Consider the following 15344-nt stretch of genomic DNA (forward strand, 5'->3'; position numbering starts at 1 on the left):
CTCTGTTTTAAACACATGTGATTAGATTAACATGAAAATGAAAGGAAACGGTATGCCTGGAAGATTAAAAAAGAAACCAGAATATAATCCAGAACTTCAATTTAATAATTTTCTTCAAGAGTTAAGGGATGCCTATGAAGAAGCAGATTCTTTAAGATCACTGGCAGATGAGTTAAATATTAGTCTGCTTAAACTCCGCAAGCTACTTATTACTGCAGATGTATTCACATCAGATATATGTACAGAAATCAATGATCTGCACCAGTCAGGAAAAAAGATTCCAGAGATTATGAAACTCACGGGTCTTTCCAGAGCATCGGTTCATTCCTATCTGCCCTACACTAAGGGACTGTATAACGCAGCAGAGATAAGTCTAAATGCGGAGCGATGCCGGACATATAAGATTCGACAAGAGCAGGTTCGGCTTTTACGGGAAATGCCATCAGAAGAAAATCTGTGGCAGGCTGTTATTGCATTTCAGGATTATCCATTTAAAACGGCAACAGGATTACCATTCTGGTATAAATTAAAGGTTGGTAAAAACGGAGAGTATAACAGAGAGTTGCTGATAGACCGAAGAGAGAAAAGTAAGAGCCTTGCCTGGAGTAGTGTGGTGCTGGCATTTGAAAATAGTAAGAGGGTTTCAGAAGAAGTGAAGAAACCGAAGGCACTTGGAGATATTAGAGGAGTTTCATATATTTATCCGATATTATGGCGATTTGGCTTGATCAGAGTTCCGGAAGCAATAGAGAAGAAAATGGGAAAGCAGAGATAAATCCCTGCTTCATTGCTTACGAGTGATTAGATTAACATGAATATATTAAAGAGTTTCTCGTAAGATAGAAAATGCATCAATGATTCCTTGCTTATAGGCAATCCGTATATATTCTATAGATGAAATGTTTTCAGCAGTGATAGCGGCATCAACAGTGTCCCATTGTTGAGGAGTTAGATTAAGATCCCGTATTTTTTCATTGGCTTTATTACATTTTTTCTGAGTTTTTTGATATTTTTTATCTTGTCTGAGTGCGGCAGGTAATCCTGTTTCCATGCGAAAAGAGGCAAGCTGATCCAGAATACTTTCTGATGATGTCAGACTGTTTTTAGGATTATGAATGAAATATTCTGTGAATGTTTTATAGAGATTCTTTTTTAGTTTCTGTTCTTTTTTGCTCATTAGATAAATTCCTCCTTAAAGTTGTACAAGTAAATAACGGTATAACGTTAATTTATCATCAGTTTGCGGAAATGTCAACGGCACACCGTTAATAAACGAAGGAGAAATCATTTATACTGAATATATATTGTGATTTAAGGAGAATTTGCATGACGTATTCAGATGCCATAATAAAGAGATTGACTGATCTGTGTGTTGAGAGAGGGATAACGACAAATAAACTTGCTACATTGTCAGGGATTACGCAATCAACGCTTAATAGTATGATGAGAGGAGAAACAAAGAATCCAAAGCTGAAGACTTTGCGTAAAATTGCTATGGGATTTAATATGACCGTTTCTGAGTTGCTGGATTTTCCAGAGATGAACGAAATGGAATTTGAGGATGAATGAACAAAAATATGTTCGGGAAAATTAAAAAACGTATTGACTTACGAAAATTTGTTCGGTATAATTACTTCTATCAGAAACGCAACGTTTCCGATAGAAAGGTAAGGTGAAAAGATGCGGCATAAAAGCGAAGAATTGATGAAGCAGATTATGGATTATGCAGAACAGTTTCAGTTGCTGAATCATCGTTCACCTTATACCAGCGAAATCGCAGATGCGCTCGGTATAGTCAAGAGTACAGTATACAAGTACCTTGTTGCTATGAATGACAGAGGAATGTTAAGCTACCGCAATGGGGAGATTGTTACTGAGAGAACGAATAAAATATCTCTACTTACGAAGCCAGCGGCAGTACTTGGGTCGGTATCCTGTGGTATGCCGCAGCTGGAGGAAGAGTACATTGAGGAATATGTTTCTCTTCCTGTTTCGTTGTTTGGAGAGGGTGAGTTCTTTATCTTGCGGGCCAGTGGAGATTCTATGATTGGAGCAGGTATCAACAGTGGAGATATGATTGTGATTCGGAAGCAGAGTACAGCTTCAGATGGAGACATTGTTGTAGCACTTGTAGATAATGAATCCACATTAAAGCGGTTTTTCCTTGATACAGAAAGAAGGTGTGTACGGTTGCATCCGGAGAATCCAAAGTACCCGGATATTTATACACAGAATTGTACTGTTCAGGGTGTTGCTGTTCATGTGATCAAGTCATTGGAGTAGATGATATGGACAGTAGCAGGTGTAGGTTGCGATGAGATTGTCAGAGCCAATCCCAGGGGAAGATTATATAGCAGGTGGCATGGCTTCGGTGCTACGGAATCGCCTGCTATTAACTCATCAACGGTTTTCATTTCCCTTATCCGTTTGAGTGATAGTTTGTGTAGATATTACTTGGAGGATTATTGATGAGCAAAGAACCATTATTTGTTACATGCCCGGTATGCGGCAAAGTGAACCAGAAAAGCCTTTTTACCTATTCAGAGGTGCGTTGCCAGAGATGTCATAGAGAGCTGACAGCATTTGCAGATTTGGGTGTAGTTGTTGGTATTGATATGAATAAGAAGCGGTCGAAGGAAGAAGTTGATCGCTTAGAGATGTATATGTCACATCTGGTAGGAGTTCTCCGGGATACGGAAGAATGAGAAGAAGTAAAGTATAGTGATACAATTTAATATGCAGGAATGAGAATATCTGTGAATCTGTAATATTAGACGGCAGGAATCTTCACATACAGCACGGATATTCAAGAGTTTGCTGAACGTGTTGGAGATGGCACAGAAACATCAGGAACCCGGCAAAACATATGCAAGAAGTTTATGGGGATAGTATACCTATATATTATCAACATAGCGATTAAGCATAGTGTTTTGTCGGGTTTTTGCGTTTTTATACCAGAAAATGGATAATTAAAGTGGACAGAAATAATTTCTTGTGATAAACTCAGTATGTTAAGAAAAATAAATAATTTACATAAAGAAAAGTTTATTTCTATAAGACTACAAATATTTAGCCTGGAATAAACAGTACAATATACATACTTGAGGATGATTTTACATAGTTGGAACTTGAGTCTTACTATGCACATTTTTAGTATGTAAGGAGATTACTGTTTATTTCAGGCTTTTTTATTTCCCAAAATATAAAAGAAAGGGGGTACTGCATGTCTACGAAAGAAAAAAACATGGATGCAAGAATTGCGTTTGGCAATTCTCTAAGTGAGAAACGTAGAGAAAGTGGTTTTTCGCAGGAAGAGCTTGGACTAAAGATTGGAAAAAGCTCTAATGCAGTATCCCGGTATGAAAATGCAGAGAATACGATGGATGTACATACCTTTGCAAAAACTGTAAATGCTTTAAAAGCAAGTCCATATGAATTACTTAAAGATTTAGAAGTACCAGAACCCGATAGTAAAATAGTGTCTTTGTTCTTCCAGATACAAAGATTAGATAAGAATAAAAAAAAGTTTGCATTATCAATGGTGGAATCCATGCTTGATAATCTGGCAGGTCTTTAAAAATTTAAGCCTAGCACTTACTTATAAAATATGAGTAGGTGCTTTTTTTGTACAAAATTTTATTTCCACAGATGTGGGGAGAAGTATAAGGATTTCCACACATCTGCCGGGGAAAAACGAAAATGATTATTCTATAATCAAAGCATCAACAGCGAGGTGCTGAAATAAGGAGGACAGAACATGACTCAGGAAGAATTAGAGTTTCGCCGCAGGTGTCCCTACGATGCCTTTGGTGATTATTCAGATGTATTAAAGGAAATCCGTCAGAAAGAAAAAGAGAATAAGACGGATACCGTATCAGTAGTAAATAGAAGTAAATAATGCTGGTTGAATCTTAGCACTGTGATTGTGCAGCAGATTTTTCCATACAGAAGGCAGCAGGCTGGAGCTTCGGTTCCGCTAATAAAAAAATTAGCGGAATCGGGGTCTATTTAGCTTAGCTGCCTTTCTTTTTGTCACCGGTTCCTGCGAGAAAGGTGGCAATTATGCTGACATTAAGAACACTGAAAGAACTGATCGACACACCAAAGAGAGGAGAGAAACTTCCTACACCGAAGCAGCTTCGTACAGGGGAATCACCGGTAGTTGCTCATAAAATAACAGGAGCAGGAGTGAATGAGGTACATATTATTGTATATCAGTCCGGATATGCGGTTTATGGCATCGGAAACAGAGCAACGGTATTCCCGGTAAATTTGGAACTTGGTTATGGTTATTCTTCTGTGACAGAAAAGAAGAGAAAGGAAGATGAGAAGTATAATACCTGGAATCCAGAGACAGGACTTCGTGAGAAGAAATATTTCTGTGAATTAGAGGAAAGTTTTTTTGAAAAGGAAGAATGGTATCTGCGTCTGATGCTGATTGGCGAGGACCGGCTGGCACATAATCTGGCTACTCGTGATCGGGGACGCTGCATTTCATTCAATGGCATTTCAGAGGATTTTGAAGGAATGGAAGATGAATTGATGGATGTAGAAGAACGTGTGAACCGTCAGCAGATCGCAGAAGAGATGATGAGTGTACTTAGTGATAAGCAGAAAAAAGTAGTTCAGGAATTTTACTGGAATCAGAAAACACATAAACAGATTGCAAAGGAAAATGGAACTGGACGTACTGCGGTGACAAATATGCTGCAGAATGCTCTCAATATAATCGAAGAAAAATTCAATGAATATGGAGAACTGAAATAGTCTCTCCAGAGAAAAAATATAGTTTTTTAAAAAATTTCAAATCTATGTGACATTTTGCCCTCTGCCGCCTGTGATTAGTGGAAAGAGGGCAAAGTCATTCGAGACAACATTTCTAAATGATTTAATCCCAATCCACCGTACCTTGATAACTGAATAAAAGGTCAGAGGAGGATGAAAGCTCAGCTACGCATTTTGCGGCCAGTGGAAGTTCTCTTCTGATCGGAAATGCTCAATCCTTATTTTTGTTATGCCCGGTTCGCCGGGCGATGACAGTAGACCATGCGTCGGAGCTTTTGCTTTTGCAGGTTCCGGCGTATGACTGTGCTGTCATCAGTAATGATTTTGGCACAAATAATTTAAAACGGGGTGATGCCTATGATTTGATTGTATCAGACAGGTGAAAGCCTGTAAACCGGTAACAGAAAAAATAAAGCAAAGTGAGGTATTGAGAATGAAAGGGACATTGAAAAGAGTAATGTCTGGAGTATTATCTGTTATTACGATTGCAAGTGCTGTGGCACAGCCAATGACTGCTTATGCAGCAGAACCGGAAAAGGCAGCTTCTTCTTTTGAAGCACAGTATCCGGAACTGGAAGCGGTGAAAGATAAACTGGCTGCGGATGAGATTTTAACTGCCAATGATTACAGCATTGATTATGGTTCTGATTTTGACATTAAGGTGGATTTTTCCGGTATTGAAGGAATCAATGATGCCAAAGTGAAAGTAGAGCTGTATGAAGCGAAGAATGAGGCAGGAGATGATTTTGACACATACCAGGCAGATACCTATAAAACAGTTTATAAGGTAGAGCCAGTCAGTGGAAATCCTTCTTATCGTATCAGCCGAAATGTAACCGTAAAAGAGCCGGAAACAGAACAGCTGACAGAACCAAATACTTCTGAAAATACCGTCGGTGAAGGAAATGCTGGCGAGACAGAAGATTCTGGTAATGCGGAAGAAGATGCCGATGCAGAAGGGCAGACGGAAATAGTAACTGATTTGCCAGAAGAGGAGAAAGTCACAACAGATGAAGAGTCTGGATTAACTGTTTCTGAAGTAATGGATCAGGCAGAGGATAGTGGTATTGACCTTTATTCAATGGAAGAAGGGGAAGCGGTTACTTTCATGGCAAGGGAAGCATCAAGCCGAAGCACAAAGAAGGTAACTGTGACCAGAGGAGCCTGCTATCAGTATTCGGATTATGGGTATGGAAGCTATCTGACGTATAAGTACACCGTGAAGTTTGGAAATGTTTCTGCAACCGCTTATTGTATCCAGCCGGAGAAATCCAGTCCTGGAACCGGAACATACGATATTACAAAGCTGAGTGACGGTAAGAAACTGGCTAAGGTTTGCTATTATGGAACGAAGGCGGCAGGTGATGAAGGATTCTTTACAGAAGAGAACGGTTATGGCAATTTAAGTGCAGGTGCCAGATTTATTTTGGTTCATCTTGCTGCATCATATGCAAATGGTGGAGATTCCGCTTTTTCCGGAGCAAGCAGCAAAGCAAAAACACTTGCTATGAAATTGTATAACTACTGTATTTCACAGCCGGAGATCCCGGATGTCGATATGAGTTTTTCGGATGCAAATGTAACTGCTTATGTAGATGGCAGCAGCCAGAGAACAAAGGAGATTACATTTAAGGCAGACAAACTACAGAGTATCACGATGAAACTTCCAAGTGGCGTGAAGCTTCATAATGTAACAACCGGAAAGACAAGTAAAGCTGGGGAAGCCGTAGAGATCATTGGTGGAACAAAGTTTTATTTATCAGCACCATTGACACAGGTGCAGGATGTTGCAGGAAGCTGGTCAGCTACGATGAAAGGAAGCGTAACAAAAGACTATTCTGCTTATAAGATCAGCACAGGGTCAGGTTCACAGGATTTAGCACTGGTATTTGGTGAAGGTGTGGATGATGAGAAATATGTGGACTTTAAAGTAACCTGGGTACAGTACGCAAGCGTTAAGGTGATTAAGAAAGATGCCAAGGCGAATGCGAAGCTGGCCGGGGCAGTGTTTGGCTTATACAGCGATGCTAATTGTACGAAGCTGATCACAAAGTTACCGGCAACAGATGCAAATGGTGAAGCGTCTGTACAGATTGTTAAGACACAGGACACCGTATATCTCAAAGAGATTACAGCACCAAGCGGATACCGTATCAATGCAACCGCTTATAATGTGAAACTGGAAGTCAGCAAGACCACAACTGTTACAGTTCCAGATGAAGAACAGCTGGGACAGCTTACCGTTTATAAAGAAGGTGAGGTACTTGTTGGTGCTGACGTGACAGAGAACGGTACAACATTTAAGTATGAGAAACGTAGACAGAAAGGTGCGGTTTACGATGTGTATGCCGGAGCAGATATTAAAACTGCCTATGGCACAAAAGTTTACAGCAAGGGTGATCTGGTAAAAGAAAATCTGACAACAGATACGAATGGAGCCATCGTTCTTAAAAATCTGCATCTTGGTACATATGTTGTAAAGGAAAAGCAGGCTCCGACAGGATTTTATAATGCTGGAGAGGAGAAGAAAGTGACTCTTTCTTATGCTGGACAAAATGTGGATGTTGTTTTCTCCGAGACAACCTTTACGAACGACAGACAGAAAGCAGAAGTGATTGTTACCAAACAGGATGAAGATACAGAAAATCCTCTGGATGGAGGAATCTTTGGACTTTATGCTGCAAGTGATATTACCAATGCAGATGGTACAGTTGTTGTGAAGAAAGGTACGCTGATCCAGAAAGTGACAACAGGAGCAGACGGTACAGCAAAGTTTACAGCAGATCTGCCACTTGGATTTTCTTATGATGTGAAGGAAGTGCAGGCTCCAGAAGGTTATGTGAGAAATACAGAAGATGTTTATATGTTTGCTCTCTCATATACAAATGATAAAGAGGCAAAACAGACATTTCAGCATACATTCAAAAATGAGCGTGTGACAGCTAAGATTTCTTTGCAGAAGCAGGATAAAGAAACCAAAAAGGCAGTTCCACAGGGCGATGCCACTTTGGAAAAAGCAGTGTATGGACTTTATGCCCGTGAGGACATTGTGCATCCGGACGGTGCGACTGGTGTGGTCTATAAAGCAGGAGAACAGGTTGCCACTCTTACGACAGATAAGAATGGACAGGCTTCTGTGGATGGATTATATCTTGGCAATTACTATGTAAAAGAGATCACTCCTCCAATCGGTTATCTGGTCGATGAGGAAGAACATGATCTGGTCTGCAATTACGAGGGTGACCTTGTAGCAGAAGTAAAACGTGATTGTCTGTCTCTGGAGCAGGTGATGAAACAGCCATTCCAGATCATTAAAGCGGCAAACAATGGAAAGACCGATGCAGACTTACTGAAAGGGGCAGGATTTACCGCTTATCTGGTATCTTCCCTGAAAGTAAATGAAGATGGCAGCTATGATTTTGATTCTGCCAAACCAGTAGTAATCGGAGAAAACGGTGCTACAGAAATCTTTACAGACGAGAAAGGGTATGCCTGCAGTATTGCGATCCCTTATGGAACGTATATTGTCCGTGAGACAACAACTCCGCATAACTATACTCCGGTAGATGATTTTATTGTACAGATTACAGAGAACCATCCAGGCACTCCGCAGGTGTGGAGAGTGATGCTGGATAAAGAGTTTGAAGCGAAGCTGAAAATCATCAAACAGGATGACGAGACAAAGAAAGCAGTGCTTCAGAAAAATACAGAGTTCAAAATCTTCAACATGGACACTGAAAAATATGTGGAGCAGGTAACGACTTATCCGACTACGGTAAAACATAAATCCTATTTTACAGATGAGCAGGGATATTTGATCCTTCCGCAGAATCTTAAAATCGGGCATTACCGCATTGAGGAAGTAAACGCACCTTATGGATATATTCTGAATGAGAATTACTATGAGGTGAATGTAGATTCCAACACAGCATATCAGATGGACGGAACTTCTGGCGATGTCATCATTGAGATCGTATATGAAAACCATCCGGTCAAAGGGGAACTGAACATCGTAAAACAGGGCGAAGTTCTGAATGGATTTAAGAATGAGTTCACTTACCAGAAAGAAAATCTGGAAGGTGCAGTTTTTGAAGTATATGCAGCTGAGGATATTTACACAGCGGATTTCCAGAAAGATGACCAGGGCAACCGTATTCTGGAATATGCTTCTGGAGTATTAGTAGGAACGGTTACGACCGATAAAGATGGAAAAGCTCAGATTGCTGATCTTCCGATTGGAACGTATAAGGTTGTCGAAAAGACAGCACCAGAGGGCTTTGTGTTAAACGAAGAGGCACAGACCGTTACTTTCTCTTACAAAGACCAGAAAACACCAGTGATCGAGCAGACAGCAGCTTTTGAGAATGACCGTCAGAAGGTAGAGGTATCCGTAGTAAAACAGGATGCTGAGAACGAGACGGTTGTAGCAGGTGCAGAATTTGGACTTTATGCAAAGGAAGATATTCTCGCTCATGGAGAAGTGGTTGTGAAAGCAGACACTCTGCTTGGAAAAGCAGTCAGCAATGAAGATGGGAAGGCTGTGTTTGAATCTGATCTTCCATTCGGAAGCTATTATATCAAAGAGCTCGCAGCTCCTGCCGGTTATGTATCTTCATTTGAGACACTGGAAGTAACTGCGAAATATCAGGGACAGGATGTGAAAGTGGTAAAACTGGAATCTGTATTTAAGAACCAGCCAACAAAAGTAACATTCAAGAAGTCAGATATTACTACAGGAGTAGAACTTTCCGGTGCTACTCTTATAGTGCTTGATAAAGATGGAAATGTGGTGGATACATGGAAATCTATAAAAGGGGAAGAACATCTGATTGAGCGATTGACTGCTGGGGAGACTTATACACTTCGTGAAGAAATGGCTCCTTATGGTTATCTGATGGCAGAAGAGATCACATTTACTGTGGAGGATACTGCAGAAATTCAGAAGGTGGAAATGAAAGATGACGTACCGACCGGAACACTGATCATCAATAAAAAAGGTGAGTTCCTGGACAAAGTATCTGCACTGGATTCCGTTGGTGGCTGGCTCAAGCATCTGTTTGAATATTTCTCTGGTTCCTTGAAAGAGGTTACTTTTGAAGTTTATGCCTTAGAGGATATTAAAGCGGCTGATGGTGAGAGTGAGGATTATTACAAAAAGGATGCACTGGTAGCAACCATTACAACGGATGAGACTGGTGTGGCAAAACTGACCGATCTTCCTCTTGGCAAATATTATGTCAAAGAGAAGGAGACAGCAAACGGTTATGTCCTTGATGGGGAAACCCGTGAGGTTGACCTGACTTACCGTGATCAGAATACTGCGGAAGTTACTTACTCAGCAGACTGGCAGAATAAACGTCAGAAGGCAGAAGTGAAAGTGCTGAAAAAAGCGAAAGATTCTGACCGTGTACTGGAAGGAGCTGTATTTGCTCTGTGTAATAAGGATGATATTGTCAATGCAAAAGGTGATGTGATCCTGAAAGCGGATACGGTGATAGAAGAACAGGCTACAGATAAAGACGGAAAACTGACCTTTACTGCGGATCTTCCTCTTGGTCATACCTACTATGTGAAAGAAACTTCACCAGCACCGGGATTTGCGACTACAGATCAGGTACAGGAGTTTACTTTTGAATATGGCGGAGCTGAAAAAGAGACTCTTTCCTATGAGTTTACTTTTGAAGATGAGACAACAACCGTAGAATTTACCAAGACATCTCTGACGGATGGAAAAGAGATTGAGGGAGCAAAACTGAAAGTGACCGATGAAAGTGGAAATACCGTGGATGAATGGACTTCCGGAAAAGAGCCACATATCATTAAAGAACTGACAGTTGGTAAGAAGTATACCCTGACAGAGACACTTCCAGCGGATGGCTATGTTACAGCAGAGAGCATTACCTTTACGGTTGAAGATACCAGTGAGGTACAGAAGGTAGAAATGAAGGATGATGTGACAAAGGTGCAGATTTCCAAGACCGATATTTCTGGTAAGGAACTGCCGGGAGCGAAGCTGACAATCCTTGATAAAGATGGAAAGACAGTGGAGAGCTGGACATCCGAGGAAAAACCACACTATATTGAAATGCTTCCGATTGGAGAATATACACTTCGGGAAGAGACTGCACCGGATGGATACCTGGTAGCAGAAGATGTGAAGTTTACGGTAAAAGATACAGGAGAGATCCAGAAAGTAGTGATGAAGGACGAAGTGAAACCAACGGAAACACCAACAGAGACTCCGGCGGAAACACCAGAAACAACATCAACACCGGAAACAAAAGATACTGAGACAACAAAGACATCTACTTCACCGAAGACAGGAGATAACACACCGATCCTTTTCTGGATTCTGCTTGCAGGAGTTGGAATGGCAGGAGTCGGAGGTACTGTGATTCTCCGCAAAAAGAAGAAAAAATAAGAGATCCTAAGATTTCTTAAAGAGGAAGAGGGCATTTATGGACAAGTGTTTCATAGATGCCCTTTTTGCCAATACTGATAAAAAAGTGAAGGGAGAAGAAATGGGATGAAAACCGTATTGATCGTTGCAGGGATTATCGTATTCCTGGTATATGGGTTTGTTTTATACTGCTGCATAAAAGTTGGAAAGGAATCCGATGAACAGTATAACAAGCTGAGAGAAGGAAAGGAGCAGGAAGATGACAGAAGTAGGGTATGCAAGTGATAAGCCTTCGGACTGTGCGTATTGTTACTTCTTTAGTGCCGGGAGAAAGAAATGCAAAAGGAAAGAATGTTATTATCGTATTTCTTCTCCACCACTTCGCAGGAAGGTAACTCACTGGGAGCCATGTGAAGGCTGTCCCTATGGAAAACATACTCCCTGTCTGGGTTACTGCATTGTGAAGGCTATGAAAGAAGTGAAGGAGCATCGGAACACAGGATAATACATATGAATTTCCGTATCATTACGGTGAAGAAGCGGAATCCTATTCTTTTTACCGTGTGCCTAAAGTCCTTTTTACAAATACGCAGTTTAAGAGCCTTTCCTGTGAAGCGAAATTGCTTTATGGACTTTTGCTTGACCGTATGCAGCTATCTATAAAGAACCGTTGGCTGGATGAAGAGGGAAAGGTATATATTTATTTTTCCCAGGAGCAGATCTCCGGCATGATGGGATGTGGCTTGAAAAAGGTAGGGAATCTGTTAGCAGAGCTTGACAGCCGGAACGGAATTGGATTGATTACGAGGATACGGCAGGGGTTAGGCAGACCGGATAGGATTTATGTACGCAAATGTACGCAACAAGATATGTATAAAAGGAATATCCAGACACGTCAAAATGACATTTCTGGAAATGCCAATATGACAGGTACAGATATGTCAGAAATGCCGGGTAATGATACTGAGGATAATAAGACTGAAATAAGTGACACTGATAGGAGTGATACTGAGTATCTTTCTTTCTATTCTGAAGAGAGTGAAGAAATACACAGGAAACGAATGGAAAGAGAAGTATATCACCAGATGATTCTGAACAACATTGGGTATGAATATCTGATTGATGTGTATAACCGGGATATGCTGAACGAGATTGTGGAACTGATTGTGGATACTGTCTGTTCCGAACAGAAAATGATACGGATAGGTGGGGACAGAAAGCCAAAGGATGTGGTTAAAAGTCAGTTTTTGAAACTAAATTCTGAACACATCCGGTTTGTCCTGAAATGCTTGAAGGAGAATACCAGTAAGGTAATCAATATCCGGCAGTATTTATTGACGGTTTTATATAACGCACCACTTACGATCAGTAATTATTATTCCGCACTGGTACAGCATGATATGTATGGTGACAGTGAAGAATAAGGAAAGGAGGAGTGAGATAAGTGCAGGATGAAGTAAATGAAAAAACCGTATCGCTTTGTATCCGATGTGGGAAGGTTACTGCAAATCTGTTAAAGGCAGCAATGAAAAAAGCTCTTGCTAAGATGGAACAGGAGAAACAAAAGCTGCAGGGGCAGAAACAGCCTAAGCAGGATAAAGAGGATAAAACCTATAAGGGAAAGCAGAGTATGGATAAGCTGATGAAGCAGGATGTACAGCTTTCCAATATTGAGATCACGGATGGAAATATCAAATCGTTTGAGCGTGTAGCAAAAAAGTACAGCATTGATTTCAGCCTGAAAAAAGATGTGAACGCTGATCCGCCAAGATATTATGTGTTCTTTAAAGCCAGAGATGCAGATGTAATGACTGCGGCTTTTAAAGAATATACAGGACAATCTCTGAACAAGGATAAAAAGCCATCTGTAAGGAAAAAGCTTCAGCAGGCGATTTCCAAGTCGCTTAAAAAGCACAGAGAACTGGAGAAAACAAAAGGAAAGGAGAAAGAGCCGTCATTATGAGCAGATTACAGAAGTTGCTTGGTGTAGGAAAAGGATACCTGGAGAGATTACCGCCGGTGGATGTACATAAGCTGCTTCGGCTCATTCTGCTGAATCTTCCGTATATCATGATATTTTATGTAGGAAATAAGCTGGCATGGTTGTATCAATACTGTGCAGGTAATTCCATGATAGAAAGACTGATAGTGTTAGTCCTGAATTTTCAGCTGGCATTTAGCAGGATTCTTCCAAGTATGCATAAAAATGAATTGCTGGTTGGGCTGACCGGAGCCGTGGGAGTGAAGCTCATGGTTTATCTGAAAGGAAAAAATGCCAAAAAGTTCCGGCAGGGAGTGGAGTATGGTTCGGCTAGATGGGGGACAGCAAAAGACATTGCACCCTTTATCGACCCAATATTTGAGAATAATATTCTTCTTACCATGACTGAACGGCTGACTATGAACGGCAGACCAAAGAATCCGAAATTTGCAAGGAACAAGAACGTGATTGTAATTGGCGGATCTGGTTCCGGAAAGACCCGGTTTTATGTAAAACCAAATCTGATGCAGATGGGAAAATATATCAGCTATGTGGTCACGGACCCCAAGGGAACGATCATCATTGAGTGCGGAAAGATGCTGGTACGGCATGGATATAAAGTGAAAGTATTGAATACGATCAATTTTTCCAAGAGTATGCACTACAACCCGTTCCACTATATCCATTCAGAAAAAGATATTCTGAAACTGGTGAATACTATCATGGTAAATACCAAAGGGGAAGGGGAGAAGTCCAGTGAGGATTTCTGGACGAAGGCAGAAAGGCTTCTGTACTGTGCATTGATTGGCTATATCTGGTATGAAGCACCGGAGGAAGAACAGAACTTTGCGACACTGCTTGAATTTATCAATGCATCGGAAACAAGGGAAGATGATGAGACATTCAAAAATGCAGTAGATATGCTGTTTGAAGAACTGGAGAAAGAAGAACCGGAACACTTTGCAGTACGTCAGTATAAAAAATATAAATTAGCCGCCGGCAAAACAGCGAAGTCGATTTTGATCAGCTGTGGAGCCAGACTTGCTCCATTTGATATTGCGGAGCTTCGTGAGATCATGAGCTATGATGAAATGGAACTGGATATGGTAGGGGATCAGAGGACAGCATTGTTTATCATTATTTCAGATACCGATGATACGTTTAACTTTGTTGTGGCAATGATGTACAGCCAGTTATTTAACCTGTTATGTGACAGGGCAGACGATGTACACCATGGACGATTACCTTATCATGTCAGAATATTAGCTGATGAATTTGCAAATATCGGACAGATTCCGAAATTTGACAAGCTGATCGCAACTATTCGTAGCCGTGAGATTTCAGCATCCATTATCCTCCAGTCGCAGTCACAGCTCAAGACCATCTATAAAGATGCTGCTGAAACTATTTTAGGTAACTGCGATACGATGTTGTTCCTTGGCGGCAAGGAAAGTTCCACATTAAAGGAGATTTCCGAGACACTGGGAAAGGAAACGATTGATTTATACAACACTTCTGATACCCGTGGACAGAGCCGTTCTTATGGGATGAATTATCAGAAAACAGGAAAGGAATTGATGAGCCGGGACGAGCTTGCGGTCATGGATGGCAGTAAATGTATCCTTCAGCTGAGAGGTGTCAGACCGTTTTTCAGTGACAAGTTCGATATTACCAAGCATAAACGATACAAGGAATTGTCTGACTATGATAAGAAAAATGAATTTGATGTGGAAGCGTATATGCGGCATCGGATGGAAGTGAAGCTGACAAGGACACAGGAATTTGACCTGTATGCCTTTTCAGAGGAAAGTCTGGCAGAAGAATTAAATACAGAAAACAAGGAAGCAGAGCATGTGAAAGATTTAAACACATAGCTCTTTTTTCTTTGCCCTTATAGGGAGGTGATGGATTTGAGAGATCATGAAAGGCCGCCCATAAGGGCAGAGCCGGAAGAGACTTCTTAAAACATAGATAGAAACCGGGAAAAAGCAATGATTTGAAAGGAGACAACGACTATGGCGTTTTTTAATCAGGCAATTAATATTTTACAGACTCTTGTAGTAGCGATCGGAGCTGGTCTTGCAGTATGGGGTGTTATCAACCTGCTGGAAGGTTACGGAAACGACAATCGTGCGACACGTTCGTAAGTGAAAAGCTTACGCACAAAGTCGAAGGGCA

At 40.9% G+C, this 15344-nt stretch carries 14 protein-coding genes and 1 pseudogene; 14 read left to right on the top strand and 1 reads right to left on the bottom strand.

The window, feature by feature from the left end; genetic code table 11:
- The first annotated feature begins 31 nt into the window (after positions 1–31).
- Positions 32–775, top strand: coding sequence for a hypothetical protein (locus tag NE638_RS14295; protein ID WP_217798545.1), 744 nt, complete (start codon positions 32–34; stop codon positions 773–775).
- Positions 776–820: 45 nt separating this feature from the next.
- On the opposite strand, the gene NE638_RS14300 is transcribed toward NE638_RS14295, so the two are convergent.
- Positions 821–1177 (bottom strand): hypothetical protein, encoded by a 357-nt coding sequence (locus NE638_RS14300; protein ID WP_055052957.1) that lies wholly within the window; start codon positions 1175–1177, stop codon positions 821–823.
- A 149-nt stretch (positions 1178–1326) separates the two neighbouring features.
- On the opposite strand from NE638_RS14300, the gene NE638_RS14305 reads away from it, so the two are divergent.
- From NE638_RS14305 to NE638_RS14365, 13 genes and pseudogenes are all read left to right on the top strand, one after another.
- The gene (locus NE638_RS14305; RefSeq protein ID WP_044987291.1) at positions 1327–1569 is read left to right on the top strand and encodes a helix-turn-helix domain-containing protein; all 243 of its coding nucleotides are present in this window, start codon (positions 1327–1329) and stop codon (positions 1567–1569) included.
- Positions 1570–1680: 111 nt separating this feature from the next.
- Positions 1681–2283, top strand: a complete 603-nt coding sequence (gene lexA, locus NE638_RS14310) for a transcriptional repressor LexA (protein WP_055052956.1) — start codon at positions 1681–1683, stop codon at positions 2281–2283.
- A gap of 185 nt (positions 2284–2468) precedes the next feature.
- Positions 2469–2705 (top strand): hypothetical protein, encoded by a 237-nt coding sequence (locus NE638_RS14315; protein ID WP_004612933.1) that lies wholly within the window; start codon positions 2469–2471, stop codon positions 2703–2705.
- A gap of 518 nt (positions 2706–3223) precedes the next feature.
- Complete coding sequence (locus NE638_RS14320) at positions 3224–3577, top strand: helix-turn-helix domain-containing protein (RefSeq protein WP_055052955.1); 354 nt, start codon at positions 3224–3226, stop codon at positions 3575–3577.
- A gap of 180 nt (positions 3578–3757) precedes the next feature.
- On the top strand, positions 3758–3898 hold the full coding sequence (locus tag NE638_RS14325; RefSeq protein WP_167338126.1) for a hypothetical protein: 141 nt from the start codon (positions 3758–3760) through the stop codon (positions 3896–3898).
- Between the two features lie 164 nt (positions 3899–4062).
- Positions 4063–4767, top strand: a complete 705-nt coding sequence (locus NE638_RS14330; protein WP_138344312.1) for a sigma-70 family RNA polymerase sigma factor — start codon at positions 4063–4065, stop codon at positions 4765–4767.
- A 451-nt stretch (positions 4768–5218) separates the two neighbouring features.
- Positions 5219–11206 carry a SpaA isopeptide-forming pilin-related protein gene (locus NE638_RS14335; RefSeq protein ID WP_173706481.1) on the top strand — a complete coding sequence of 1996 codons (5988 nt, stop codon included), beginning with the start codon at positions 5219–5221 and terminating at the stop codon, positions 11204–11206.
- A gap of 105 nt (positions 11207–11311) precedes the next feature.
- A complete protein-coding gene (locus NE638_RS14340; protein ID WP_172725704.1) occupies positions 11312–11470 on the top strand; it encodes a hypothetical protein in 159 nt (52 codons plus the stop codon).
- A complete protein-coding gene (locus NE638_RS14345) occupies positions 11445–11690 on the top strand; it encodes a hypothetical protein (RefSeq protein ID WP_173706482.1) in 246 nt (81 codons plus the stop codon). The genes NE638_RS14340 and NE638_RS14345 overlap by 26 nt, the downstream gene beginning before the upstream one ends.
- A gap of 58 nt (positions 11691–11748) precedes the next feature.
- Positions 11749–12609: a DUF6017 domain-containing protein gene (locus tag NE638_RS18105; RefSeq protein WP_256137228.1), complete on the top strand. Its 861-nt coding sequence runs from the start codon at positions 11749–11751 to the stop codon at positions 12607–12609.
- Between the two features lie 20 nt (positions 12610–12629).
- Positions 12630–13148 (top strand): PcfB family protein, encoded by a 519-nt coding sequence (locus tag NE638_RS14355; RefSeq protein WP_173706483.1) that lies wholly within the window; start codon positions 12630–12632, stop codon positions 13146–13148.
- Complete coding sequence (locus NE638_RS14360) at positions 13145–15040, top strand: VirD4-like conjugal transfer protein, CD1115 family (protein WP_173706484.1); 1896 nt, start codon at positions 13145–13147, stop codon at positions 15038–15040. The genes NE638_RS14355 and NE638_RS14360 overlap by 4 nt, the downstream gene beginning before the upstream one ends.
- 141 nt (positions 15041–15181) lie before the next feature.
- Positions 15182–15310: pseudogene (locus tag NE638_RS14365) on the top strand (Maff2 family mobile element protein); the annotation flags it as partial.
- Between the last annotated feature and the right edge of the window lie 34 nt (positions 15311–15344).

This window comes from Blautia sp. MSK.18.38, from assembly GCF_024460535.1.
GTDB lineage: Bacteria > Bacillota > Clostridia > Lachnospirales > Lachnospiraceae > Blautia_A > Blautia_A fusiformis.